21 protein-coding genes are annotated in these 25,713 nt (G+C 68.2%); 13 read left to right on the top strand and 8 right to left on the bottom strand.

Features of this window, described 5'->3' with window-relative positions:
* Window positions 1-145: 145 nt before the first annotated feature.
* Window positions 146-886, bottom strand: a complete 741-nt coding sequence (locus QJ043_RS02150; RefSeq protein ID WP_283712523.1) for a class B sortase — start codon at window positions 884-886, stop codon at window positions 146-148.
* A gap of 307 nt (window positions 887-1,193) precedes the next feature.
* Between QJ043_RS02150 and aroF the strand changes: the two genes are divergently transcribed.
* The 8 genes from aroF (at window position 1,194) to aroQ (ending at window position 11,034) form a co-directional block, all read left to right on the top strand.
* A complete protein-coding gene (aroF, locus tag QJ043_RS02145) occupies window positions 1,194-2,213 on the top strand; it encodes a 3-deoxy-7-phosphoheptulonate synthase (RefSeq protein WP_283712522.1) in 1,020 nt (339 codons plus the stop codon).
* The gene (locus QJ043_RS02140; protein ID WP_283712521.1) at window positions 2,210-3,124 is read left to right on the top strand and encodes a prephenate dehydrogenase; all 915 of its coding nucleotides are present in this window, start codon (window positions 2,210-2,212) and stop codon (window positions 3,122-3,124) included. Before aroF ends, QJ043_RS02140 begins: the two co-directional genes overlap by 4 nt.
* 2 nt (window positions 3,125-3,126) lie before the next feature.
* On the top strand, window positions 3,127-4,212 hold the full coding sequence (aroB, locus tag QJ043_RS02135; protein WP_283712520.1) for a 3-dehydroquinate synthase: 1,086 nt from the start codon (window positions 3,127-3,129) through the stop codon (window positions 4,210-4,212).
* A 24-nt stretch (window positions 4,213-4,236) separates the two neighbouring features.
* Entirely contained in the window at window positions 4,237-5,535 is a 1,299-nt protein-coding gene (gene aroA, locus QJ043_RS02130) for a 3-phosphoshikimate 1-carboxyvinyltransferase (RefSeq protein ID WP_283712519.1), read from the top strand.
* Window positions 5,532-6,647 (top strand): chorismate synthase, encoded by a 1,116-nt coding sequence (gene aroC, locus QJ043_RS02125; RefSeq protein WP_283712518.1) that lies wholly within the window; start codon window positions 5,532-5,534, stop codon window positions 6,645-6,647. The genes aroA and aroC overlap by 4 nt, the downstream gene beginning before the upstream one ends.
* Window positions 6,648-7,311: 664 nt before the next feature.
* Window positions 7,312-8,454 carry a bifunctional chorismate mutase/prephenate dehydratase gene (locus QJ043_RS02120; protein WP_283712517.1) on the top strand — a complete coding sequence of 381 codons (1,143 nt, stop codon included), beginning with the start codon at window positions 7,312-7,314 and terminating at the stop codon, window positions 8,452-8,454.
* A complete protein-coding gene (locus tag QJ043_RS02115) occupies window positions 8,455-9,900 on the top strand; it encodes a shikimate kinase (protein ID WP_283712516.1) in 1,446 nt (481 codons plus the stop codon). It abuts the gene before it with no gap.
* Between the two features lie 219 nt (window positions 9,901-10,119).
* Window positions 10,120-11,034: a type II 3-dehydroquinate dehydratase gene (gene aroQ, locus QJ043_RS02110; protein WP_283712515.1), complete on the top strand. Its 915-nt coding sequence runs from the start codon at window positions 10,120-10,122 to the stop codon at window positions 11,032-11,034.
* 33 nt (window positions 11,035-11,067) lie between these two features.
* On the opposite strand, the gene QJ043_RS02105 is transcribed toward aroQ, so the two are convergent.
* Window positions 11,068-11,277, bottom strand: coding sequence for a hypothetical protein (locus tag QJ043_RS02105; protein ID WP_283712514.1), 210 nt, complete (start codon window positions 11,275-11,277; stop codon window positions 11,068-11,070).
* Window positions 11,278-11,650: 373 nt separating this feature from the next.
* On the opposite strand from QJ043_RS02105, the gene QJ043_RS02100 reads away from it, so the two are divergent.
* Entirely contained in the window at window positions 11,651-12,334 is a 684-nt protein-coding gene (locus QJ043_RS02100) for a hypothetical protein (RefSeq protein ID WP_283712513.1), read from the top strand.
* A 551-nt stretch (window positions 12,335-12,885) separates the two neighbouring features.
* Here the strand turns inward: QJ043_RS02100 and QJ043_RS02095 are convergent.
* Window positions 12,886-13,089 (bottom strand): hypothetical protein, encoded by a 204-nt coding sequence (locus QJ043_RS02095; protein WP_283722715.1) that lies wholly within the window; start codon window positions 13,087-13,089, stop codon window positions 12,886-12,888.
* 51 nt (window positions 13,090-13,140) lie between these two features.
* Window positions 13,141-13,992: a hypothetical protein gene (locus QJ043_RS02090; RefSeq protein WP_283712511.1), complete on the bottom strand. Its 852-nt coding sequence runs from the start codon at window positions 13,990-13,992 to the stop codon at window positions 13,141-13,143.
* A gap of 516 nt (window positions 13,993-14,508) precedes the next feature.
* Here QJ043_RS02090 and amrA point away from each other — a divergent pair.
* The 3 genes from amrA (at window position 14,509) to QJ043_RS02075 (ending at window position 17,469) form a co-directional block, all read left to right on the top strand.
* Window positions 14,509-15,948, top strand: a complete 1,440-nt coding sequence (amrA, locus tag QJ043_RS02085) for an AmmeMemoRadiSam system protein A (RefSeq protein ID WP_283712510.1) — start codon at window positions 14,509-14,511, stop codon at window positions 15,946-15,948.
* On the top strand, window positions 15,945-16,877 hold the full coding sequence (locus QJ043_RS02080; protein WP_283712509.1) for a radical SAM protein: 933 nt from the start codon (window positions 15,945-15,947) through the stop codon (window positions 16,875-16,877). The genes amrA and QJ043_RS02080 overlap by 4 nt, the downstream gene beginning before the upstream one ends.
* 208 nt (window positions 16,878-17,085) lie before the next feature.
* A complete protein-coding gene (locus QJ043_RS02075) occupies window positions 17,086-17,469 on the top strand; it encodes a VOC family protein (RefSeq protein WP_283712508.1) in 384 nt (127 codons plus the stop codon).
* Here QJ043_RS02075 and nrdG read toward each other — a convergent pair.
* Together nrdG and nrdD are read right to left on the bottom strand one after the other, a co-directional pair.
* Window positions 17,466-18,053 (bottom strand): anaerobic ribonucleoside-triphosphate reductase activating protein, encoded by a 588-nt coding sequence (nrdG, locus tag QJ043_RS02070; protein WP_283712507.1) that lies wholly within the window; start codon window positions 18,051-18,053, stop codon window positions 17,466-17,468. The genes QJ043_RS02075 and nrdG overlap by 4 nt on opposite strands.
* Before the next feature lie 106 nt (window positions 18,054-18,159).
* Window positions 18,160-20,382 (bottom strand): anaerobic ribonucleoside-triphosphate reductase, encoded by a 2,223-nt coding sequence (gene nrdD, locus QJ043_RS02065; RefSeq protein WP_283712506.1) that lies wholly within the window; start codon window positions 20,380-20,382, stop codon window positions 18,160-18,162.
* 606 nt (window positions 20,383-20,988) lie between these two features.
* Here nrdD and trpS point away from each other — a divergent pair.
* Window positions 20,989-22,038, top strand: a complete 1,050-nt coding sequence (gene trpS / locus QJ043_RS02060; RefSeq protein WP_283712505.1) for a tryptophan--tRNA ligase — start codon at window positions 20,989-20,991, stop codon at window positions 22,036-22,038.
* 342 nt (window positions 22,039-22,380) lie between these two features.
* On the opposite strand, the gene rpoD is transcribed toward trpS, so the two are convergent.
* Together rpoD and dnaG are read right to left on the bottom strand one after the other, a co-directional pair.
* Window positions 22,381-23,733, bottom strand: coding sequence for an RNA polymerase sigma factor RpoD (rpoD, locus tag QJ043_RS02055; protein WP_283712504.1), 1,353 nt, complete (start codon window positions 23,731-23,733; stop codon window positions 22,381-22,383).
* Window positions 23,734-23,796: 63 nt separating this feature from the next.
* Window positions 23,797-25,695: a DNA primase gene (gene dnaG, locus QJ043_RS02050; RefSeq protein WP_283712503.1), complete on the bottom strand. Its 1,899-nt coding sequence runs from the start codon at window positions 25,693-25,695 to the stop codon at window positions 23,797-23,799.
* Window positions 25,696-25,713 lie beyond the last annotated feature (18 nt).

Raw genomic sequence — 25,713 nt, 5'->3', positions numbered from 1 at the left:
CAGCGCAGCCAGACAGGGCGCGGCTGCACTCCATGCGCCCTCGTCGATCAACGCCAGGCAGTCCGGTGCGAGGGTGCGGGCCGCCCAGCCCCAGAGCAGCGCACAGCCGGCCAACGCGGCCCAGCTCGCCATGGTCGCGCCCATCTCAGAGCGCCCTCGAGGCAAAGACGACGAGGGTGCGCCACGGCTGGCCCGACCGAACGCTCGCGCAGGTGCAGAGAACGAGGACGGCGTCCGCGCGCTCGCAGCGCTCATAGGCGTCCGGCGAGGTCACGCGCGCGTCGCTCAGGAGCCTTTCCAGGCATTCGCCCACGGGGTCGCCGGCCGTCTCGTCGAGCCCGAGAGGCTCGTAGCTCGAGGGCACCCGCAACGCGCAGACCGGGGCGAAGCGACGTGCGCCGTCCGGCGTCTCCCACAGGGCGCCCCCGATTCCCGAGAACACCTCCGCCTCGAAAGCCGAGCGGAGGTCCGAGAACTGTCCGCCGCCGGCCCCCAAGTGATGGCCGAAGACCAGGAGCTGGCCACCGGACGGCTCGCACCGCACGTCGAGGAACGCGGCGCCCCGCCACGAGGGTGCGCGCCGTGCGTCATGGGTCACGAAGAAGTCGGCCGGGTCGCCCTCCGTCGGCGTCACCACCGGCAGGTCGATGTCGGTGCCCTCGACCGCGAGCCACGCGACGGCGTCGGGCATCTCGCGCCTCACCGCGCTCCAGTCGCGCCCCGACGCCCCTGCGGTGCCCGCGACGGCCGCCCTCGCCACGGCGGCCTTGCTCCCCTGTTCCCTCCAGGACGGGAGCAAGAGGCACGCGACCGCCACGAGCATCCCCGCGAAGAGGGCCCAGGCCGCCGCCCGACCCCAGACCCGTGCAACTCGACGCGCCGCCATCCCGCTCCCCCGTTCCTCGGCTTCCTGCCGACGAACGGTGCCAAGGGGCGCTGGCCGATCACGGACACCAATCTGACCCGGTGTCACAGAGTCTTGCCAGGGTTTTCAACAATCGGCCGCCACCTGCGGCGATGGAGCACGCGATTAATCAACCTGCGAACTTCACGAGCGCGCGTCCACAGAAACCACACACTGGCGCCAGCGGGGCCGCGACGGATCGGGCGCACCGCCGTGGGATCGCAACGACCCTGTAGTAGAATCGCACCCTTGAAACCACCATGAAGACGCGCGACCAGGAGGCCCCGTGATGATCGCCATCGTCAAGCAAAGCGCAACCCAGGAGCAGCTCGACCATTTCGTGAAGTGGCTCGAGGGACGCGGCCTCCAGGCCAACGTCTCCCAAGGCTCCGAGGAGACCGTCGTCGGCCTCGTCGGCGACACCACGGCCGTGGACCCGTTCCTGCTGGAGTCCATGGACATCATCGAGCGCGTCACGCGCGTCTCGGAGCCCTTCAAGAAGGCAAACCGCAAGTTCCATCCGGACGACACCGTGGTGGACTGCGGCCACGGCGTCCTCGTGGGCGGCGGCACGTTCCATGTGATGGCCGGCCCCTGCTCCATCGAGGGGGACAACCTGTTCGCCATCGCTCGCGAGGTCAAGGCCGCCGGTGCCACGATGCTCCGCGGCGGCGCGTTCAAGCCGCGCACGAGCCCCTATGCCAACCAGGGCATGGGCGTGAAAGGCCTGCAGCTCCTGCACGACGCCGGCGTCGAGAACGAGATGCCCACGGTCTCCGAGGTCATGGACGCGCGCGACATCCCCGCGTTCCTCGACAACGACATCTCGGTGCTCCAGGTGGGCGCCCGCAACATGCAGAACTCCACGCTGCTCAAAGAGCTCGGCAAGCTCGACAAGCCGATCCTGCTCAAGCGCGGCCTCGCCGCCACCATCGACGAGTGGCTCATGGCCGCCGAGTACGTGATGGCCGGCGGCAACGGCAACGTGATCCTCTGCGAGCGCGGCATCCGCACCTTTGAGACGCGCACGAGGAACACCCTGGACACCAACGCAATCGCCGTCGCCAAGCACCTCTCCCACCTGCCCGTGGTCGGCGACCCGAGCCACGCCACCGGTTACACCCGCTACGTGGTGTCCGCCGCCCTCGCGGCCACGGCCGCCGGTGCCGACGGCCTCGAGATCGAGGTGCACAGCTCGCCGGAGCACGCCTGGTCCGACGGCGCCCAGGCGCTGACGCCCGCTCAGTTCAAGAACGCGATGCGCCGGATCTCCCTGGTGCGCGAGGCGGTCACGATGGAGGACGAGTGAGCGCCGCGGGAGCCCCTGCGGGCCGCACGCCGGAGACGGCCACCTGCATCCCCGGCCGCATCGGCGTGGTGGGCCTCGGCCTTATCGGCGGGTCGTTCGCGCGCGCTTGGCACGAGGCCGGCTTTGAGGTCTTCGCCTGGAACCGCACCCGCGACATCCTCGACCTCGCCCGCATCGACGTGGTCGACGGCGAGCTCACGGACGACGTGCTCCCCACCTGCGAGCTGGTGGTCCTCACCACCTACCCCGAGCACTCGGTGCAGTGGCTGCGCGACCGTGCCCACCTCGTGTCGCCCGGCGCGCTCGTCATCGACGCCTGCGGGGTCAAGCGCACGGTGTGCGACCAGTGCTGGGAGATCGCCGCGGGGCGCCCATGGACGTTCGTCGGCGCGCACCCGATGGCCGGCACCCAGCACTCGGGCTACGCCCGCTCCCGTGCGGACATGTTCCAGGGCGCCCCGATGGTGCTCTGCCCGTCTCCGGACCTGAAGGACCTCGACCGGCTCGAGCTGCTGAGCCGCCTCGTCGGCCTCTTGCGTCCCGTGGGTTTCGGTCGGTTCAGCGTGACGACACCCGAGGAGCACGACCGCCTCATCGCCCACACGTCGCAACTCGCGCACGTGGTGAGCAACGCCTACGTCAAGAGCCCGGCCGCCCAGGAGCACAGGGGTTACTCGGCGGGGTCCTGGCGCGACCTCACGCGCGTGGCCGACCTCAACGCCCCGATGTGGACGGAGCTCTTCCTCGAGAACCGCGACAACCTCGTCGCGGAGCTCGAGCTCGTCATCGGGCACTTGTCGGAGTACCGCGACGCCCTCCAGGACGCCGACGCGGAGCGGCTCGAGAGGCTGCTCCAGGAGGGCACGGACCTCAAACGGCGCGCGGACCTGCCGCACCCTAAGGAGGCATAGCCATGGCCGAGACCGCCGTCGTGCCCGTCGACACGCCCTCCCGCTCCTACGACGTGCTCGTCGGGAGGGGCGTCCTCGCCGACGTCGGGCGCCTCGCGCGCGAGACCTGCGGAGGCGACGTCGCGTTCGTCGTCACGGACACCAACGTGGGGCCGCTCTACGGGGACGTCGTCACCGGCTCGCTCAAGGAGGCCGGCTACGCGGTGGGCTCCTGCGCCTTTCCGGCCGGCGAGCAGTCCAAGACCCTCTCGACGCTTGACGGGATCCTCCAGGCCATGGCCGTGGCCGGCTGCACGCGCGACTCGGTGGTGGTCGCCCTCGGCGGAGGCGTCGCGGGCGACATGGGAGGGCTGGCGGCGGCGCTCTACATGCGCGGCGTCAAGGTGCTCCAGGTGCCCACCTCGTTGCTCGCTATGGTCGACTCCTCTGTGGGCGGCAAAACGGCCGTCGACCTTCCCCAGGGCAAGAACCTCGTCGGCGCCTTCTGGCAGCCAGAGCTCGTGGTTGCGGACGCCGAGTGCCTCGAGACCGTTCCGCCGGAGCTCTTCACGGACAGCCTCGGCGAGGTGGTGAAGCACGCGGTGCTCGCGAGCCCGGAGCTGTTCGCACTGCTGCAGGGACGGTGCCTCGGCCAGCGCCCCCTGGACCTCGACCTGCTCCAAGAGGTCGTGGCCGCAAACGTCACGATCAAGCGCGACGTCGTGAACGCCGACGAGCAGGAGCGCGGCCTGCGCCAGACCCTCAACCTCGGGCACACCGCCGGCCACGCGATCGAGGCCGCGGCGAGCTTCTCGCTCGGCCACGGCACCTGCGTTGCCGAGGGCCTCTGCATCGTCGCGCGCGGTGCCGCGAAGCGCGGGCTGCTGTCCCCGGAGGACGCCGACGCCATCGTCGCGTGCGTGGCCAACCAGGGCCTTCCGACAGAGCCGAGCGTCCCCGCCGACGACTTCCTCGCCCTCTCCCGCGCGGACAAGAAGCGCCACGGCTCCGTGCTCAACGTCGTCGTGCCCCGCCGGATCGGCCGCTGCGAGGTCGTCCCAATGGACGAGCGGGAGTTCCGCTCGCTCGTCCTGGACGGGCTCGCCTGAGCGCCCTCGACCGAGGAGGAACCGATGGACCTGCGCATCACACCCAACCTTTTGCTCGGCTCCGTGGTCGCGCCGCCGAGCAAGTCCCAGGCGCACCGGGCACTCATCGAGGCGGCGCTGGCAGACCGGCCGAGCACGGTCCTCTGCGCCGGCACCAACGCCGACATCGAGGCTACGGTCCGCTGCCTGCGCGCGTTGGGAGCAAGCCTCTCCTGGGACGGGGACGCCTGGGCGGTGGTGCCCATCGACCGGCGGTCCTCCTGCGCCTCCGAGGTCACCCTCGATTGCGGTGAGTCCGGCTCCACGCTGCGCTTCCTGCTCCCGGTGACCCCAGCCCTCGGTGTCACGGCGCGGTTCGTTGGCGCCGGGCGCCTGCTGCAACGGCCGCTCGGCCCCCTCGTGGCGGCCCTCGAGAAGCACGGCGCCGCCGTCGAGCAGGGCGAGGACGCCATCGTCGTGACCGGCCGGCTGCAGGCCGGCTGCTTCTGCCTGCCGGGGGACGTGAGCTCGCAGTTCGTCTCCGGGCTGTTGTTCGCGGCACAGCTCCTGGGCGCCCCCTCTCGCATCGCCGTGGCGGAGCCCGTCTCGTCCAAGGCCTACGTGGACCTGACCGTGCGTGCGCTCCGGCGCTTCGGTGTGGCGGTGTGCGTCACTCGGGCCCGCAAGGGTGAGGCCCCGTACCTGTGCTTCGACGTCGCGGGGACGGGCCCGGTGGCGCCCGAGCACCCCGTTGTCGTCGAGGGGGACTGGTCCGCGGCGGCCTTCTGGCTCTGCGCCGGGGCATTGGGGTCGAGCGTCACGGTCGAGGGCCTCGACCTGTCGTCCCCCCAGGGGGACCGTCAGGTGCTCGGCGCCCTTGCGCTCCTGGGATGCCGTGTGACGAGGGGGCGCGGACAGTGCGCGGCCGCACCGGACGGGTCGCTCGTGGCACGCAGCATCGACGTGGACGCGGTCCCCGACCTCGTGCCACCGCTTGCGGCCGTCATGGCGCTCGCGCCCGGCGATGGCCGCATCACCGGGGCCTCTCGCTTGCGCATCAAGGAGTCCGACCGCCTGGCGACCGTGCGTGCCGGCCTCGGCGCACTCGGGGCCTGCGTGCGCGAGGAGGGCGACGACCTCCAGTTCTCGGGAGTGGAGGGCCTTGCCGGGGGCGTTGTGGACGCCTGCAACGACCACAGGATCGCGATGATGGCGGCAGTCGCGGCCACCCGGTGCAGCTGCCCGGTGACCATCCGCGGCGCCGAGTGCGTCTCGAAGAGCTACCCGGGCTTTTGGGACGACTACCGTGCCTTGGGCGGCGTTGTGGAGGAGGTGGACCGATGAGCAGCAGCTTTGGACGGACCCTGCGCGTGACGGTCTTCGGCCAGTCCCACTCCCCCGCCATCGGGTGCGTGGTGGAGGGGCTGCCGAGCGGCTTCGCGCCGGACCTCGGACGACTCCAACGCTTCATGGAGCGCCGCGCGCCCGGTCAGGGGCCCTGGGCGACCACGCGCAAGGAGCCGGACGTCCCCGAGTTCGTGAGCGGCCTCAACCCACGTGGCGAAACGTGCGGGGCGCCGCTCTGCGCGCTCATCCGCAACACCAACACCCGCAGCCAGGACTATGCCGCCCTCGTGAGGGTTCCACGCCCGAGCCACGCGGACTGGCCGGCCGAGGCCCGCTGGCACGGGTCCCAGGACGTCGCGGGGGGCGGCCACTTCTCGGGGCGTCTCACGGCGCCGCTGTGCGTGGCCGGCGGCATCGCGCTCCAGATGCTCGAGGACAGGGGCGTCTCTGTGGCAGCACATCTCGCGCAGGTCGGCGCGGCGGTGGACGAGCCCTTCGCCGCGCTCGGTTCGCCTGCCGAACAAACTGCCACACTCGCCTCGCAGATCGACGCGCTCGCGGGCCGCAGCTTCCCCGCCATCTCGCCGGAGGCTGCCGCGGCCATGCAGGCCGTCATCGAGGACGCCCGCAAAGGCCAGGACTCCGTCGGCGGCCGTGTCGAGTGTGTCGCGACAGGCATGCCGGTTGGGGTGGGCTCGCCGATGTTCGACGGCGTCGAGAACCTGCTCGCCCGTGCGCTGTTCGGCATCCCGGCCGTGAAGGCCCTCGAGTTCGGGCGCGGGTCGCAGGTGGCGGGGCTCTGCGGCTCCCAGCACAACGACCCGTGGGTCCCCGGTCCCGACGGCGCACCGGTGCCCGCCAAGAACGATGCCGGCGGCCTGGTCGGCGGCCTCACCACCGGTGCGCCGATCCTCTTCTCGGTCGCCGTGAAGCCCACCGCCTCCATCGGGTTGCCGCAGGAGTCCGTGGACCTCGCGACCGGCGAGGCCGTCGAGCTCCGCGTCAAGGGGCGCCACGACCCGTGCATCGCACCGCGCGCCGTGCCCGTGGTGGAGGCCGTGACCGCGCTCGTCCTTTTGGACGCCTTGCTCACCTACGCACCCCAATGACAGGAAGGGTCGGGCACCCGATGAGACGTCAGGCCCTCGGTCGACCAGTGTCAGAACGTGCCTGACCGTTTTCCCGCGACACGCCGCTCATTGACCTAGGATGCCGGCCGCGCCCGTCTGTCATACCTCGACGTCCTGCGAGGAATCTGTCCGGCCTTGTCGGCCACCCGGCCAAGAAACCCCGCATCCTGCACGCGGGATGCGGGGTTATCGGGCTTGCGGCCGGACTTCGTCGCATTCTGCGCGCATAATGTGGGCCTATCGGGCTCCCAGAGTTCTGCTGCCGGGTTTCCCCTCATCCCGCGTGCAGGATGGCGGCCTATCGGGCGCCCAGAGTATTGGTGCCCGGTTTCCCCTCATCCTGCGCGCATAATGCGGGCCTATCGGGCGCCAAAGGCCTACCAGCCCGGTTTCCCTGCATCCTGCCCGCGGGATGCCTCGTTATCGGGCAGGCGGCCGAGAACCCCCGGTCCTGCGCGCTGGATGCGAGCTTATCGGACCCCAAAGTCCTCCGAGCCCGGTTGTCTCGTATCACGCAGGCGGGATGCTGCCATATCGGGCGCACAGTCGGAAAGCGCCGCATCCCGCAAGCACCGGAGACCCCGGCGCTCTTGCTTTTGTCGGGTACACTGGCTTTCAGCAAACGCAGAAGACAGGGGGACCCGTGGCTGAGCTTTCCGAGATCCGCGACCGCATCGACGCCGTGGACGAACAGATCCTGGCGCTCTTCAAGGACCGCATGGCGCTGACCGACGAGGTCGCGGCCTACAAGGCCGAGCACGGCCTTCCGATTCTCGACCGCACCCGCGAGCGCAACAAGCTCGTCCAGGTCATGGACGAGGCCCCCGAGCACCTGCGGGACTACACCGCAGTGCTCTTCAACCTGCTCTTCGAGGTCTCGCGGGCCAACCAGTCGCAGGCCATGAACCCGAGCGAGCTGATGGGCCGGATCGAGGCCGCACGCGCGGAGACGCCGGAGCTCTTCCCCCAGAGCGCGTTCGTCGCATGCCAGGGCGTGGAGGGCGCGTTCTCGCAGATCGCCGCCGACCGCCTCTTCAAGCATCCGCAGCTCACCTACTTCGGCACTTTCGAAGCGGTCTTCAAGGCCGTCGACCAGGGCTTCTGCGACTACGGCGTGCTGCCGCTCGACAACTCCACCGCCGGCTCCGTGAACCAGGTCTACGACCTGATGCGGGACTTCAACTTCTCGATCGTCCGCACCGTTCGCCTCAAGGTGAACCACCACCTGATCGCGAAGCCCGGGACGACGCTCGAGCAGATCACCGACATCTACTCGCACCAGCAGGCGCTCGACCAGAGCGCGGACTTCCTCGCCTCCCTCGAGGGCGTCACGCTCCATGTGGTCGAGAACACCGCCGTCGCCGCCAAGATGGTCATGGAGTCCGACAACCCGGGCGCCGCGGCCCTTGGAAGCCATGCCGCAGCGGACACCTACGGCCTCGTCATCGTGAGGCGCTCCGTGCAGGACCTCGACAACAACTACACGCGCTTCGCGTGCATCTCCAAGAAGCTCCAGATCTTCCCGGGCGCCGACCGCACGAGCCTCATGGTGGTCGTCGCCAACGAGCCCGGCGCGCTCTACAAGGTGCTGGCGCGCTTCTACAGCTACGACATCAACCTCGTGAAGCTGGAGAGCCGGCCGCTCCCCGACCGCGACTTCGAGTACCTCTTCTACTTCGACATGGAGTGCCCGGCCGCCGCGCCCGAGTTCGCGCGCATGATGGGCGGCCTCGAGGACGTGTGCCAGGAGTTCCGCTACCTCGGCACCTACACGGAGGTGCTCTAGATGGCGCTCGACGAGGAGAGCCTCTGCGCCGACGCCAACGCCACGGACGGCTACAAGGAATCGCTGGTCTGGCGACAGGATCCCGGCGAGGACATCGCGCCCGCAGCGGACGCGGTCGCCTGTGAGCTAGCCGACCAAGAGCAGGCGCGGGATGCCGTCGAGCTTTCCCGGGCCGCAGAGGGAGACGCCCCGTTCGGGCTGCTCGGCCACCCGCTCGGGCACTCGTGGTCGCCGGCGATCCACGCGTTGCTCGGCAGCGCGCCCTATGCCCTCCATGACATCCCCGAGGACGAGGTGCCGGCGTTCGTGAGTCAAGGCACATGGCAGGGTCTGAACGTCACGATCCCCTACAAGCGGCTCGCCGCACAGCTGGCCGACCTGCGCTCCCCCGCCGTCGAGGAGTCCGGCGCCGCCAACACGCTCGTGCGCCTCGCGGACGGCCGCGTCCTTGCCGAGAACACCGACGTCTGGGGCTTCGATTATCTGCTCGGGCGGTTCTGTGAGCTGCGGCTCGGCGCTTCGGCCGCCGAGGTCCTCCGGGGCCGTTGCGCCCTCGTCCTCGGCACCGGCGGCGCGTCGAGGGCCGTCACCTTCGTGCTGAGCGCTGTCGGTTGCGACGTCGTCCTCGTCTCACGCAGCGGCCCCGGGACCTACGACGGCCTTGCGGAGCGTCACCCGGACGCCGCGCTCATCGTCAACACGACACCGGTCGGCATGTTCCCCGCCTGCCCGGCGAGCCCCCTGCCTAAGGACGCGCTCGCCGCGTTCCCGCAGCTTATGGGCGTCATCGACCTGATCTACAACCCCGAGCGAACGCAGCTCGTGATGATGGCCGAGGAGCTCGGCGTCCCAGCCGAGGGGGGGCTCGCGATGCTCGTTGCCCAGGCCTACCGCTCGAGCGAGCTCTTCCAAGGGCGCGACCTTCCTGACGGCCTCATCGACCGCATCGTGGCCACCTTGCACAAGCAGAAGCGCAACGTGTTCTTCATCGGCATGCCCGGATGCGGCAAGACCGGTGCCGCGCGCCGCATGGCCCGGATGTGCCAGCGGCCCTTCGTGGACCTCGACGACGCCTTCGAGCTGGAGGTGGGCCTCTCTCCGGCTCAGGTCATCACCGAGCAGGGCGAGGACGCCTTCCGAAGCCTCGAGACCAAGATCCTCGAGCGCTACGGCAAACAGAGCGGCCTCGTGGTCGCCACCGGCGGCGGCGTCGTGACGCGTCCCATCAATCGCGACCTGATGCGGCAGAACGGCACCGTCGTGTTCCTCGACCGCCCCCTTGAGGAGCTGTCCACCGCCGGCCGGCCGCTCACCGAGGCGTCCGGCGTCGAACGTCTGGCCAAACAGCGGATGCCACTCTACCGGGACTGGGCGGACCTCGAGATCCGCTGCACGGGATCGGCCGAAGGTGATGCGATTCTCGTGAAGGAGCTCCTTGGGCTGTGAGCGCTTCACCGGTGGCCGATTTCTTCGCAACTGCGGTCCGGTCACTCGTTGCGACCGGTCATTATCCTCGGCGAACGTCCAAAAGACATGCCTGAAAGGGTTTTCAAGCCCGTTCGCTGGCCAAGGGAGCCTGCTGGACAATTGCCGCACAGGTGAACCGCTTTTTCATGCAAAGGTGTAGGGAAGGCTGTACATTGGCCCGGTGAGGAGGTGAGGGGGATGGATCCGGCGATCACGGCGGCAGACGTGCTCGAGGCCTGCGGCGGTGCCGACAACGTGACCGGCAACGCCGTATGCATGACGCGGCTGCGCCTCGTGCTGAAAGACCCCTCACGTGTGGACACCGACCGGCTTGAGACCCTCCACGGCGTGCTGGGCGTCCGACGTCGTGGCGCCTCCGGGGTCGAGGTCGTGTTCGGCCCTGCCATCGTCGATGCGATCGGCCGCGAGTTCTCGTCGCGCACCGACCTCCCCCTCGAGCGCAAGACCGCCAAGGCGATCACGCAAATGACGGCCTCGGGCGTGCGCAACGTGGACCACCTGCACAGCACGCATCGCTACGGCGGCGCGGACGCGTCTTCCGCACCCCAAGGGGACGACGGCCTCGACAAGCTGCGCCAGCTCTTGGAGAGCCCCGGCGCTTTGACCAACGACAAGGGTGCGAACCGCACCACGACGACGGGACCGACGGCGCTCGTGCTCAACGGCCCCAACCTCAACCTGCTCGGCGTCCGTGAGCCGGACATCTACGGCCGCGAGACCTACGACGATCTCGTACATCTTGTCGAGAGGGCCGGCCGTGACCTCGGCTTCTCCAAAGTCGCCTGCTTCCAGAGCAACCATGAGGGCGTGCTTGTGGACCGGATCCAGCAAGCCCTCGGCACCTACGATGGCATCGTGTTCAACCCCGCCGCCTACACGCACACGAGCATCGCGCTGCTCGACGCCCTGAAGGCTGTGGGCGTCCCCACGGTGGAGGTGCACATCTCCGATGTGCCTGCCCGCGAGGCGTTCCGTCAGGTGAGCTATGTGCGCGATGCCTGCATCGACACGGTGATCGGCGAGGGTCTTGAGGGGTACGCGCACGCGCTTGCGATCCTTAAGCAGCACCTCGACAAGAAGAAGGGCGCCTGAGCGCCCTTCGGGAAACCTTCCTTGTGCCCGTGCCTATCCCACTGTCTGCGCGGGTGGCTCGAGGTCGAAGGCCTCGTAGCCGTTGCGCTTCACACCTCGCTCCAACGCGTGCTTGATGGCGTAGATGCCGTCCTCAACGTAGAGGCCCAGGCCGCTGGGCATCCAGAACGGCTCGCCGAAGCGCTCCTCGAAACGCTCGCACAGGTCGTGGTAGCGGCCGACGTTCTCCTCGCGACGGAACATGACGCCTCCTCGTTACGCGAGCTGTCGTTGCACCACGAAGATAACATCGACCTTATTGGGTGTTTCAGAGTTCGGTCGCTGATGTCCCAGACGGTCGGTAGTCAGGCGCAAACGGTTGCGGTTTACACCGACTACCGCATCGAATGGACGTACATCAAAAGATTATGCGCATACCATGACGCGTCATTCTCACACGCAATTGCGCCCGCCAGCACCGATCGCACCCTCTGCCGGCGAGACGAGGGCGCCGGCGTGGCAATTCGCGGGGCCTTGGCCGCGCCCCTCTCCGAAGCTCGCCGTGCGGGTACGAGCCACGCAGAAGCGGCGGCCTCGAGCCGGTCGGAGCCGCGGCCGCCCGTCAGGAAGGAACCCCATGGACCCCAAAGACATCGACCTTTCCGGAAGCAACCTCGCGTCCGTCTTCGTGCTCAACGGCCAGCCCCTCGAAGGCATCGCCGCCGGCGAGCGCTTCAACCTCGTGGCCGAGCCCCTCACCGAGCAGGCCCGCGCACGGCTCAAGGCCGCCGAGAAGCCCTTCGACGAGCGGCGCCCGGTCTACGCGCTCTACTACCAGCACCAGCTTGTGGGATTCACGAGCTCGCTCGAGGCCCCGGTGCGAGAGCTCCTCAAGATGGGCTACCACGTGAGCATCGACGCCGAGCGCACTGAGGCGCCGCTCCACGGCTACGAGGGCGTGACGCTCCACATGCCCGGGGAGGAGCCACTGGAGAACTGGGCCGTGCTTGCGCGTTACGGCGTGGCAGCGGCCCCGGGCTCCCAGGTGCTGGTGGCCAACCTCAACCTCACCGGCGACGACGTGCAGCTGCCCAACGGCCCGGTGACCGTCCGTGTGGGCGAGCTGGACGGCGACTATGTGCCAGTGGCGATCGAGGCGCCCGACGGACAGTCCGACAGCTACGAGCTCGATCCGCGCCAGCACAGCTACAAGGTGTTCAGGGGGCTGCTCGGCCGGACCATCAAGAGCGCCGTATGCGTGCACAAGGACTCTTGGACCGAGCGCGGCGAGCGCTACATGCGCGTGTACCTGGCCGTGTAGCGACGTCACCGGGTGGCCGAACGCGGCGGATAGACTCGCATCCTGCACGTAGGATGCGAGCTTTTCGGGCGCGGCTCGATGGCGGGCCCGGAATCCCACGATTCTGCAGGCACAACCCGGGCTTCTTGGGCGCGGCATAATCCCAACCCCGAAAGGCGCCCATTCTGCGTGCAGAATACGAGCCTATCGAGCACCGGACAACCAGCGACCCGGAAACCGCTGATTCCGCACGCAGGATGCAGTGCTTTCCGGCAGAGCCCGGCGCTTTGCTCGAAAGACTCCGATTCTGCACGTAGGATGCGACCCTATCGGGCGCCCGTGCGCGTCAGGACTGAAAACCACCCATCCCGCACGCAGGATGCGAGTCTTTCGGACCCGGAGCCGCCGCTCGACCGCTAGCCGCCCATTCTGCACGCAGGATGGACGGTTATCAGCCAACCGAAGTCCACCGCCCAGTTTCCGCATCATCCGACATGCAGAATGCGGTCATTTCAGGCGCCGCTGGGCACTCGTCCAGACTCAGTCGCATCCTGCGCGCCGGATGCGATGCTCTAGGGTCGGTACTCCTCGTCATAGACTGCTGGCGGCACGTACTCGAGGTTCATCACCTCCGCGTGCAGCCTGCAGAACCGCTCTTCCCACCCCGGCACCTCAAGCCGGAGCCGAACCCCCAGTTGAGCCGCAATGTTCCTCGCGTTCAGCCGGAACCGCGCCGGATTCATCAGCTCGGACCCCGTCAGATGGACCACTGGCACGCCCCGTCGGGCGAGCTCGTTGTCGCGCACCGCGAGCCGAGCCGCCTGTCTCTAGCTGGTCGTGCCCCCATGGTCCGCGAACCCGTCCACCTCCACGTCCAAGGGCCGCGGCCAGTAGTTGTCCAGCTCGACGTACTCTGCATTCAAGAGCTGGGCGTTCCTCGCGGACAGCTTCAGCCGGTAGTTCACGCGAGGAGCCGGCAGCCCGAACCCTCCGAGACACGCCGCCCCGGCCAGCAGGATGAACACGGCGGCCTCCATCGGCGAGCGGCCTCCATCGCGGACGAGGGCGAGGGCCCCACGTGCCCGGCGCACCCCCGCCAGTCCCGGGGCCATGGCGTCCGCGAACGAGCGAATGTCATTCACCGATGTCAGAGGCGGTCGGTTCTCGAACCCTCTTGCCGCCAAAGCGTCGCGTCGGTCGCCTGGGAGCACTTTGCCATAGCGCCCGCACAGCTCCCATCCGAGAAGCGCCGCCCGCACGTGCGCCATTGACTTCGGCGAAGGAGCGGAGCCTTTTCTCATGACCTTGTCGGCGGCGCACAGCTCCACGAACAGCAGCTCGGGAGCCACCACATAGAGCCCGTCGACGCGTCCCGTCCCCGGCAGGAACACCTGTCGAATCGGAAGCGCGGTCGCCGTCGTCCACCGATGCGTCCTCACCCTCGCAACGGCGGGGCCGCACTCGTTGGGACCCGCCAAGATGTCCAGTTGCGAGCCCACGTCCAGTAGCCCAACCTCGACGAGGAACGCGCGAAGGGCCTGCAGCTCATCTCTCCGTTCGGCAGCGCGGCGTGACGATGCGCTCGTTGCCAACGGTGCGCCGTTCAAACGCTCGGGGGCCAGGCGGGCGCCCCGGCGCAGCACCTCGAGGGCTGCGGCGTGGGAGACGATGACTGCCATGGAGGGGAGCATGCCGGAGGGCCCTGACCGATCCGTCTCCCGACTCTGACAGAATCTGTCACCCTGTCGCAGAGTCTGTCAGCGGCTCTTCTAGCTGGCGTTTTGTGAGAGGCCCCTCGTACAGGACTGCACCACTCCTCTGAATCTCCACAACCACAGCGATTCGGCCTTGGACCCCGTGCCTGCGCGACCTGTCACGGGTTGTCTCGGAATGGGACTGGCGCAGGATGCGCGGCACTTGGCCGGCGCACAGAAAGAGGCGCATTCCGCGCGCATGATGCGAGGCTTTCGAGCCCGGTGCCCGATAGGTGAGCATCCCGCGCGCGCAATGCACCGAAACCGGGCAACCTCACAGAAAGCCTCCCATCCGACGCGCAGTTTGCGTGGTTATCGGGCACCTGACCCGAGAACCATCCATTCCACAGGCCCAAGAATGGTCGCCCGACGCGCGCCACAGAAGCCCGCGACGTCGCCGGGTTACGATGGGCTGAGCCGTCTCGTCTTTGGAGGCCTCCCATGGCTGTCGTTGCCGCGTTCGCCGTCCCACACCCGCCGCTGATCGTCCCGGAAGTGAGCCCAGGAAAAGAGCGCGAGATTCCGGACACCGTGGCGGCCTACCAGGAGGTCGCGCGCCGGATCGCCGCGCTGCGGCCGGACGCGGTGGTGGTCAGCAGCCCGCACGCGCCCCTCTACGCCGACTACATCCAGATCTCCGATGGCCCGAGCGCGCAGGGAGACTTCTCCCAGTTCGGAGCGCGCACGCCGCGCTATCGCGTGCGGTACGACGAGACCCTCGCCCACGAGATCGAGCGCCAGGGCGTCGCAACCGGTGTGGCGACGGGCACCCTCGGCCGCCAGGACCCGAGCCTCGACCACGGCACGCTGATCCCCGTCCATTTCATCGAGCGAGCCTGCGCCGAAGCCGGAACGACAAGCCCGGAGTACGTGCGACTGGGGCTTTCCGGCCTCTCCCCGCTCGAGCATTACCGCATGGGCATGGCCGTGGCACGAGCGGCCGAAGAGCTTGGACGCTCGGTCGTCTACGTGGCGAGCGGCGACCTGTCCCACAAGCTCCTGGAGTCGGGCCCCTACGGGTTCGCCCCGGAGGCGCCATTGTTCGAGAAGCAGGTTGTGGACGCGCTCGCCACCGGGGACTTCCTCGGGCTGTTGGCCATCGACCAGGACCTCGCCGAGCGCGCCGCCGAGTGCGGCCTCCGCTCCTTCCAGATGATGGCGGGCGCGCTCGATCGCACCACCGTCGATGCGGAGCTCTTGAGCCACGAGGGCCCGTTCGGCGTGGGCTACGCGGTGGCGGCGTACTCCCCCACCGGCCACGACCCGAGCCGCGACTTTGGCGAGCAGTACCGGGAGCTCATGATGCGCCGCTCCCACGAGCGCCGCAGCGCCGAGGACCCCCTGGTGGCGCTGGCCCGCGCGTCCATCGAGGCCTGGGTACGCGATCGGCACACCCTCACCGGCGACGAGGTGGACGACCTGCTCGACGAGCGTCGCACGCCGCACCCGGTGCGGGCGCTGCTCGACGTGCCGCGCGCCTGTTTCGTGTCCCTGAAGAAGCACGGCCAGCTACGGGGATGCATCGGCACGCTCGCGCCCACGCAGGCGTGCCTCTCGGACGAGATCGTCGCCAACGCAAAGAGCGCCAGCACCCGTGACCCGCGGTTCCGTCCCGTGCAACCTGACGAGCTCGACGACCTTGTGCTGGACGTCGACGTGCTGGGAGACCCGGAGCCCGTCGCATCGCTCGACGAGCTCGACCCGCGTGTGTACGGAGTGATCGTATCGACGGAGGACGGCCGCCGCGGCGTGCTGTTGCCCGACCTCGCCGGCGTGGACGCGGCCGAGGAGCAGGTGGCCATCGCCGCGCAGAAAGGCGCCATCGACGCGCACGCCGAACCGATCCTGTTGCAGCGCTTCCGCGTGGAGCGGCACCTATGAGCCCCCGTGAGACAGATCAAAGAGACAGAAACGTCCCACCGGCCGGAAATGAGACAGTCTCGTCTCTTTACAACGTCTCACGCGCCGTCTGCAAGAGCTGCCCGCGCCGGTGCGTCATCCCGGCCGACGGCACCGGCTTCTGTCGTGCTCGCGGATGCCGAGACGAGCACGGGACGTCCACGGTCTTCGACGCGAACTACGGCCGCGTGACCTCCCTGGCCCTCGACCCTATCGAGAAGAAGCCCATCGCCCGCTGGCGTCCCGGATCGCTCGTGGTGTCGGTGGGCAGCTACGGTTGCAACCTGCGGTGCCCGTGGTGCCAGAACCACGAGATCGCCCAGTGCGGCGCCGCGCAGGTGCCATGGCGCGAGGTCACGCCGGCTCAGCTGGTCTCGCTCGCGCTCGACGTGCAACGGGAACACCCTGCCACCTGTGGCATCGCGTGGACCTACAACGAGCCCCTGTGCGGTTGGGAGTACGTGCGCGACGGCGAGCGTTTGGCGCACGAGGCGGGCCTGGCGACGGTGCTCGTCACCAACGGGTGCTTCGAACCGGCGGTGATCGACGCCGTCGCGCCCCTCACGGACGCGGTCAACGTGGACCTCAAGTGCTTCTCCGAGGACGGCTACCGCTCGCTCGGTGGCGAGCTGACCACCGTCAAGGCCTCCATCGAGCGTTTCTCGGAGGAGCCGGGTTGCCACGTGGAGGTGACGACGCTCGTGGTGCCGGGCTTCAACGACTCCGACGACGAGATGGGCGCGCTGGCCGCGTGGCTCGCCTCCGTGGACCCGGACCTGACATTGCACGTGACGCGCTTCTTCCCGGCCTGGAAGAAGCGGGACACAGGCCCGACCCTTCCGCGCGACGTCCGTCGTTTGGCCGACGTCGCGCGGAGGCACCTCCGCCACGTGCTCGTGGGCAATCTGTAGCGCTCGGGTCCCTGTGCTCGCGCGAATCGGGACCGTCGATCCCGCGCCCGAGCAGACAAACAGGCGCGCCTGGTGCGCGCGCCTCAAGTTCTCGCAGCACAAGGGCGTCGCACGACCCGCGCGCAATGGCGAGCAAACTTGCCGCCCTCCGTCGCTCAGTTGGTCGTCAGAATTGAATCGCCCCCGCCTGCCGACCAAGGAGCACCCCATGAAGATCGAGCACGTCGCCCTGTACGTCGAGGACCTCGAGGCCGCGAAGGCCTTCTTTGAGGAGTACTTCGCCGCCACCTCCGGCGAGCTCTACCACAACATCAGGACGGGTTTCCGCTCGTACTTCCTGTCCTTTGGCGAGGGCGCCCGCCTCGAGCTCATGAACAAGCCGGGGCTCGACGCCCACGGCGACAAGGCGGCGCGTCACGGCTACGCGCACCTGGCCTTCAGCGTGGGAAGCAAGGAGGCCGTTGACTCGCTCACCGAGCGCCTGCGCGACGCGGGCTACGAGGTGACCAGCGGCCCCCGGATCACGGGCGACGGTTACTACGAGAGCTGCGTCGCGGGGCCCGAGGGCAACCTGGTGGAGATCACGGTCTAGCGCTCGCCGTGCTCCGGCACCTTCACGTTGCGCGGCCCCATCGTGTGGCGCACGAACATGGGGTCGTCCTCCCAGAGCACCACGCGACCGGCCGCGCGCGTCTTAGGAACGTCGATGAGCCGCTGGTTCGAGGAACCCTTGAAGCGCAGCGTGATGTCCCTCAGCTCCGAGACGAACGGCCCGTCCACCAGCACGTCCACCTGACCGAGCAGCTCGTCGGTGGCTTCGGTGTGCCGCGGGCTGCTCGGGTCGGTGACCTCCTCGTACACGTCGCCGGTGTACATCCAGATGTCCTTCTCCGGCCGCACTCGGCGCACCCGCTTGAGGAAGGGCAGCAGCGCGCGCTGGTTGCTCGGCTCCAGAGGCTCGCCGCCGAGCACCGTGAGGCCTCGGACATAGTCGGGCGCGAGGGAGTCGATAATTTGCTGTTCGACCTCCTCCGTGAAGGAGTCGCCGGCGTAGAAGTCCCAGGCCACCTCGTTGAAGCACCCCGGGCAGCGGTGGGTGCAGCCGCTCACAAAGAGCGACGTGCGCACGCCCACGCCGTTGGCGATGTCGCATCGCTTGACCTCTGCGTAGTTCATCGTGCCTCCGCATCACATGTGCAATGACCTGCAAAACGCTCCGTCCCCTTTTGCAGAAAACGGGGCGGCGAGGTGGCCCCCGTCGCCCCGCCCGAGTCACCGTGCGTTACAGGTGAAGCACTCGGTCGCGGATCTCCTCGGTGCGACCCTGGTTCCAGAACTGCGTCCCGATGTAGCCGCAGGTGCGGCGCGCGACATTGAGCGTGGACTGGTCGCGGTTGCCGCAGTGCGGGCACTCCCACACGAGCTTGCCGTCGTCCTCGACGATCTGGATCTCGCCGTCGAAGCCGCACTTCTGGCAGTAGTCGCTCTTGGTGTTGAGCTCCGCGTACATGATGTTGTCGTAGATGAAGCGCAGGACGCTCATCACGGCCTCCAGGTTGTCCTGCATGTCCGGGACCTCGATGTAGGAGATGGCGCCGCCCGGGGACAGCCGCTGGAACTCGCTCTCGAACTTGAGCTTGGTGAAGGCGTCGATCTCCTCGGTCACGTGCACGTGGTAGCTGTTGGTGATGTAGCCCTTGTCCGTGATGCCGGGAATCACGCCGAAGCGCTTCTGCAGGCACTTCGCGAACTTGTAGGTGGTGCTCTCCAGCGGCGTGCCGTACAGCGAGTAGTCGATGTTCTCCGCGGCCTTCCACTCGGCGCACTTGTCGTTCATGTGCTGCATCACCTGCAGGGCGAACGGCTCGGCCTCAGGGTCGGTGTGGGACTTGCCCGTCATGTACTTGACGCACTCGTAGAGGCCGGCGTACCCGAGGCTGATCGTGGAGTAGCCGCCATAGAGCAAGGGGTCGATGGCCGTGCCCTTCGGCAGGCGCGCGAGCGCGCCGTACTGCCAGAGGATCGGCGCGGCATCGGACAGCGTCCCCTTGAGGCGGTTGTGGCGGCACTGGAGCGCGCGGTGGCAGAGCTCGAGGCGCTCGTCGAAGACCTCCCAGAACTCGTCCATGTCCCCGTGGGAGCTGAGCGCCACGTCCGGCAGATTGATGGTCACGACGCCCTGGTTGAAGCGCCCATAGTACTTGGGCTTGTCGGGCTCGTAGTTGCCGGCGTTGGCGACGTTGTCGTAGCCGTTTCCGGAACGGTCCGGCGTCAGGAACGAGCGGCACCCCATGCACGTGTACACGTCGCCCTCGCCTGGGACCTCGCCCTTGGAGAGCTTGAGCTCGCGCATCATCTTCTCAGAGATGTAGTCGGGCACCATGCGCTTGGCGGTGCACTTCGCCGCAAGCTGCGTGAGGTAGTAGTAGGGCTGGCCAGGCTCCAGGTTGTCCTGCTCGAGCACGTAGATGAGCTTCGGGAACGCCGGGGTGACCCACACGCCGGCCTCGTTCTTCACGCCCTCGTAGCGCTGGCGGAGCGTCTCCTCGATGATGAGCGCGAGGTCGTGCTTCTCCTGCTCGCTGCGGGCCTCGTTGAGGTACATGAACACGGTCACGAACGGAGCCTGGCCGTTCGTGGTCATGAGGGTCACGACCTGGTACTGGATGGTCTGGACGCCGCGGCGGATCTCGTCGAGCAGGCGCTCCTCGACGATCCTGCCCACGCGCTCGTCGGTGGGCTCGATGCCAAGCTCCGTGAGCTCGCGGATGATCTCGAGGCGGATGCGGCGGCGCGACACGTCCACGAACGGCGCCAGGTGCGTGAGCGAGATCGACTGGCCGCCGTACTGGCTCGACGCCACCTGGGCGATGATCTGGGTCGCGATGTTGCAGGCCGTCGAGAAGCTGTGGGGCTTCTCGATCAGGGTGCCCGAGATCACGGTGCCGTTCTGCAGCATGTCCTCGAGGTTCACGAGGTCGCAGTTGTGCATGTGCTGCGCATAGTAGTCGGCGTCGTGGAAGTGGATGATGCCCTCGTTATGAGCCTCGACGACCTCCTGCGGGAGCAGCAGGCGCATGGCGAGGTCCTTGGAGACCTCGCCCGCCATGTAATCGCGCTGCACGGAGTTCACGGCGGGGTTCTTGTTGGAGTTCTCCTGCTTGACGTCCTCGTTGTTGCACTCGATGAGCGAGAGCACGCGGTCGTCCGTGGTGTTCGACTGGCGCTTCAGGCTCTGGACGTAGCGATAGGTGATGTAGTTGCGCGCGACCGAGAAGGCGCCCTTGGCCATGATCTGGTCCTCGACCATGTCCTGGACCTCTTCCACGGTCACCGTGTGGCCGCAGACCTCGCACTCGGCCTCGACCGCGGTGCCGCAGTCGTCCACCTGCTCCGGGGTGAGGCGGTCGACCTCGGGAACCGTGACGTTGGCCTTCTGAATAGCGTTGATGATCTTCTGAACGTCGAACACGACCTCCGCGCCGTTGCGCTTGATGATCTTCATGGCGCTCTTCCTCCCCCGCTTCGCACCTCGCGGCCTCTCGGCGCCGCGCTCATATCCTCGCCGTGCGCCGGCTCGCCCCCTCGGGCGCGCGAGCGCCTCTCCACTGTGACGAGAAAGGAAGGGAAAAACGATCCTTGACTTTTATGGCATCACAGAATTCGGAGGCGCTCAATCAACAACCCATTGGAGTCGATTCGTACACTACACACTACATGTTGTGGCCTTCTCTGGCCAGCACAGACCAACGAGCGGCGTGCCGTCCAGTGCACACTTGATGTCCCCACAAGCTGAAATCCCAGCATCCGCCCACTAAGAGCCGCAGGGGACGTCTCGCGGTGTGGCACTCGGGCACAGGGGCGCGCCCACACGCGTCACAAGCGGCCCACAGGGGCCGGGCCTGTCTGAAACGAGAGCCTCCGATATAAACGATGGCACCATCCAGCGCCCGTGGGATCGCTCGTCCTTTTCGGCGAGCGGCCATTGACGTTCAGGGCCTTTTCACAATCAAGGGACGGAACGGGTGGGCGCACCGTTCGAGCCCCGTGCACTACCATGGTGCACTGGACACGAGAGCGCCACGTGGCGCCGAGCATAAGGGAGGGCCCGATGGCCAACGAGGAGAGCTACGCAGAAGCCAAGCGCCGGAGCGACGAGGCCTGGGACGGCATCGAGAAGGAGCCCGGCGCCTACACGCTCCTCTCCGGCGACCGCCCCACCGGGCGCCTTCACCTGGGCCATTACTTCGGCACCGTCAAGGAGCGCGTCCGCCTGCAGGACATGGGCGTCAACACGAACATCCTGATCGCCGACTACCAGGTGATCACCGACCGCGACACCACCGAGCACATCCAGGACAACGCCTACAACATGGTGCTCGACTACCTCGCGGTGGGCATCGACCCTGAGCGCTCGATGATCTTCACCCACTCGGCCGTCCCGGCGCTGAACCAGCTGATGCTGCCCTTCCTGTCGCTCGTGTCCGAGAGCGAGCTGCACCGCAACCCCACGGTGAAGGCGGAACAGGAGGCCTCGGGCCACGCCCTCACGGGGCTCCTGCTCACCTATCCGGTCCATCAGGCCTGCGACATCCTCTTCTGCAAGGCGCAGCTCGTGCCGGTGGGCCGCGACCAGCTGCCCCACATCGAGCAGACCCGCAACATCGCCCGCCGCTTCAACGAGCGCTACGGCAGGGTGTTCCCGATGCCCGTCGGGCTCCTCTCCGAGACGCCCCTGCTCCCGGGCCTCGACGGCCGCAAGATGTCCAAGAGCTACGGCAACGCCATCGCGCTCTCGATGACCGCCGAGGAGACCGCCAAGCTCATCAAGAAGTCCAAGACGGACAGCGACCGCCACATCACCTTCGACCCCGAGAACCGCCCCGGCGTGTCCGCGCTCATCACGACGGCGGCGACGATGACGGGGCGCGACCCGTACGAGATCGCCGACGAGATCGGTGACGGCGGCTCGGGCCAGCTGAAGAAGTACGTGACACAGGTGGTGGACGACTTCATGGCCCCGATCCGCGAGCGCCGCGCCGAGTACGCGAAGGACATGGGGCTCGTGAAGGAGATCATCCACGAGGGCAACCGGAAGGCCAACGCCATCGCCAACGAGACCCTGGACGAGGTTCGCGAGGCAATGGGGATGACCTACTAGCCGAAGCCCGACGACGCCACGAAACGTGCCCCGTTTCGTCACTGCCGCGCCGCGAAGCCGATATAGGGTAAACCGTTGCAATGCTTGCCACGGAAACGAACGAAACCGGCGCTTCCGGCCGGCTCGGGCCGGAAAACCGTCGATAGGGGGCAAACCGTCCAGGTGTTTGCCCCCCATCGGCTCTTTCGCGCAACGCAGGGCCTCTGAGCCATCGGGCTGCTCCCTTTGGCCACGTCGCGACGAGGCACGCAAAAGCCCCGCGCCCAACGCCCCCCAAGGGGCTCAGGGCACGGGGCTTCGAACGTGCGCGGGGTCAGCCGGCTGCGTCGGGCTTGGGCGACCTCATTCGTCCATGTAGTCCTTGAGCTTGCCGCTCCGGCTCGGATGGCGGAGCTTGGCCAGGGTCTTGGACTCGATCTGCCGGATGCGCTCACGGGTGACGCCGAACTCCCGGCCCACCTCCTCCAGGGTGCGCGGGTGCCCGTCCTCCAGGCCGAAGCGCAGCTTGATCACCTTGCGCTCGCGGTCGGCGAGGCCGTCGAGCACCTGGTCCAGCTGTTCGCGGAGCATCGAGTCGCTCGCCGCCTCGGGGGGCGCGACGGCGCCCGAGTCCTCGATGAAGTCGCCGAGCTGGGAGTCCTCCTCCTCGCCGATCGGGGTCTCGAGGGACACCGGCTCCTGGCTGATCTTCTGGATCTCGCGCACGCGGTCGGCCGAGATGCCCATCTCGGCGCCGATCTCCTCCGGGGTCGGGTCGCGGCCGAGCTCCTGGAGCAGCGAGCGCTGCACGCGGACGAGCTTGTTGATGGTCTCGACCATGTGCACCGGGATGCGGATCGTGCGGGCCTGATCGGCGATGGCGCGGGTGATGGCCTGGCGGATCCACCAGGTGGCATAGGTGGAGAACTTGAAGCCCTTGGTGTAGTCGAACTTCTCGACGGCGCGGATGAGGCCGAGGTTGCCCTCCTGGATGAGGTCGAGGAACAGCATGCCGCGACCCACGTAGCGCTTGGCGATGGAGACCACCAGGCGCAGGTTGGCGCTGATCAGCTGCTGCTTGGCCTCGAGGCCCATCTGCTCGATACGGTTCAAGCGCCGCTGCTCGGCGCGGGTGAGGTCCACCTCGCCGTTGTGGAAGGCGTTGAGCTTCTCGGTCGCCTCGGTGCCCGCCTCGATCTTCATGGCCAGGTGCACCTCGTCGGCGGCAGACAGCAGGTCCACCTTGCCGATCTCCTTCAGGTACATGCGGACCGGGTCGCCGGTCAGCATGACGGTGGAGGTGTCCTGGCGGCGCTTCTTGGTGCGGCGCTTGCGCTTGGTGGAGGGTTTGGGAGCGGAGGGCACAGAGAGGGAGCGCGCCTCGCGGTCCTCGGCCGAGAGACCCTCCTCGTCGTCCTCGCTCATCGGCTCCTCGTCGTCGGAGCCGGGCTCCGGGCCGAGGTCCGCCTCTTCGGCCGCAGCGTCGAACGGCAGCGCGGGAGTTGAGGCGCCGGAGTCGTCGATCTTCACGCCCTTGGCCCGCAGCGCGTCGTAGAGGTCGCTCAGCTCGTCGTCGTCCACCTCGATGTCGCTCAGGGCCACCTGGATGTCGTCCTCGGTGACGCTCCCGTTGTTCTTTTTGGAGGACGCGATGAGCCCGTCACGCACCTGGGCGAGGTCGTCGGAGAGGGTCGGGGTCTTCTTCTTGGTTGCCAAAAGTCTCCTTCCAAGCCGCACACATGCTTCTATGCTACCCGAAGGAAACCCTCCTTTGAAAGGTCAACCGCGCTTTGAGAAGGAATCCTGAAGCTCGGCGATCCGGGCCTTGAGTGCCTCCGCCTCGCGGAAGAGCTGGTCGGCGTCCGGCCGGTCCGGCCACGCGCTGAGGAGCGAGCGGATCTGGGGCACGCGCTGTTTCGCGGCAAGAAACTCGAGCGAGTCCAAGAGGAGCGTCACCTCCCGTTCGCCCGCGTTGCCCACCGAGCCACCCGAGAGGACATGCGCCGCTCCGGGCACCGCTTGCTCGGCCGCCTGCACGAGCGCCGCCGGCGACGTCCCCGGAGGCTGCATCATCATGGCCCAGGCCATGGCCTGGAGTGCCGGGTCGGACCAGGAAACCTGCGCCACCCGCTCCGAGAAGGGCCCCATGAGGTCCGGGCTCTCCGCCATCAGGCACACAAGCTCACGCTCCAGCTGGGAGCGGCGCGTGGAAGCGGGGCTTTGCACCGGTCCCGGGCTCACCACGACCGGGGCCGGAGGAACCGAGCTCTCAAACGACCACGACCCGGGGCCGTCGGTGTCGGCCCATGGCTCGTCCGCACCGTAGTCGTTCTGAAAAGTGTCGGGGGCTGGGGCCGGCTGGGGCGCGCCGTCCGTCCCCGGCTCATCTCCGAGCGGCTCGGCCGCCCGGGCCTCCCGGGCCACCCGGCCCGCATCGAGACCGAGCCGGTCGGCCACGAGCGTCACATAGCCCGGGAACGACGGGTCGTCCCTCAACGGAGCGATCACGCGCGCCAGGTGCGAGAGGACCTTGTTTCGTGCGCCGAGGCTCCCCTGGCGCTGGCCGGCGAGGTTCTTCTCGAGCACGAACTCCACGAGCGGAGGCGCCGCGTCCAGGCGCTCTCGAAGGGCGTCCGCCCCATGGGCCGCGACGAACTCGGCCGGGTCCAAGTTGTCCGGGAGCACGACGCTCCGCATGTCGGCCTCGGCGGTTCCGAGGAACCGCACCGCCTTCTCGGCCGCGCGCTGGCCCGCCTCGTCGCCGTCGAGCATCATGACGATGCGCCCGGGCCGCAGGCGCTCGAGCAGCTTCATGTGATCGGCCGTGAGCGCCGTGCCGAGCACCGCCACCACGTTCGTGAACCCGGCCTCATGGAGCGAGATCGCGTCGGTGTACCCCTCCACAACGATGGCGGTCCCGGCGGCGACGATGCCCTCCTTCGCACGGTCGTAGGCGAAGAGGTTCTTGGACTTGTGCCACACCGGCGAGTCCTTGGAGTTGAGGTACTTGGGCTTGCCGTCGCCGAGCACGCGGCCGCCCATGCCGATCACCGAGCCCCGCTCGTTGCAGATGGGGAACATCGCGCGCTCGTAGAACCGGTCCTGGAGCCGGCCGTTGCGGTCCACGGCGAGGTCGGCCGTCAAAACCTCGTCGCGAGTGTACCCACGACCCCGCAGGTATGAGACCAGCGCCCCTCGGCCGGGAGCGTAACCGAGCCCCCACCGACGGCAGACCGCCGAGCCGAACCCTCTGCCGCCCAGGTACGCGCGCGCCGCGTCCGGGCCGTCGCCACGCACCCGGAGCAGCTGGTTCTGGTAGAACGCACAGGCGTCGGCAAGGCAGGACTCGAGGCGGCTCCGCTTGGGGCCTCGTGCCGCGGGGCCCGTTTCCTGCAGCTCGATGCCGGCCCGCTCCGCCAGCGCGCGGAGCGCCTCCGGGAAGCTCAGGTTGTCACGGCGCTGGACGTAGTCGAAGACGTCGCCTCCCTCGCCGCAGCCGAAGCAGTACCACAGGCCCGTCGAGCTCCGCACGTGAAACGACGGGCTCTTCTCCTGGTGGAACGGGCAGCAGCCCCAGAAGTCCCCCGAGCCGCGCTCTTTGAGGACGACGGTCTCCCCCACGAGCGAGACGAAATCGATGGCCTCGCGGACGCGCTCCTTGTCCTCCGGGTTGATCATGGGCGACGGGCCTTCCGA

This window comes from Kribbibacterium absianum, assembly GCF_030067705.1.
Classification (GTDB): domain Bacteria; phylum Actinomycetota; class Coriobacteriia; order Coriobacteriales; family Atopobiaceae; genus Kribbibacterium; species Kribbibacterium absianum.
This window is presented reverse-complemented; position numbering and strand designations above follow the sequence as displayed.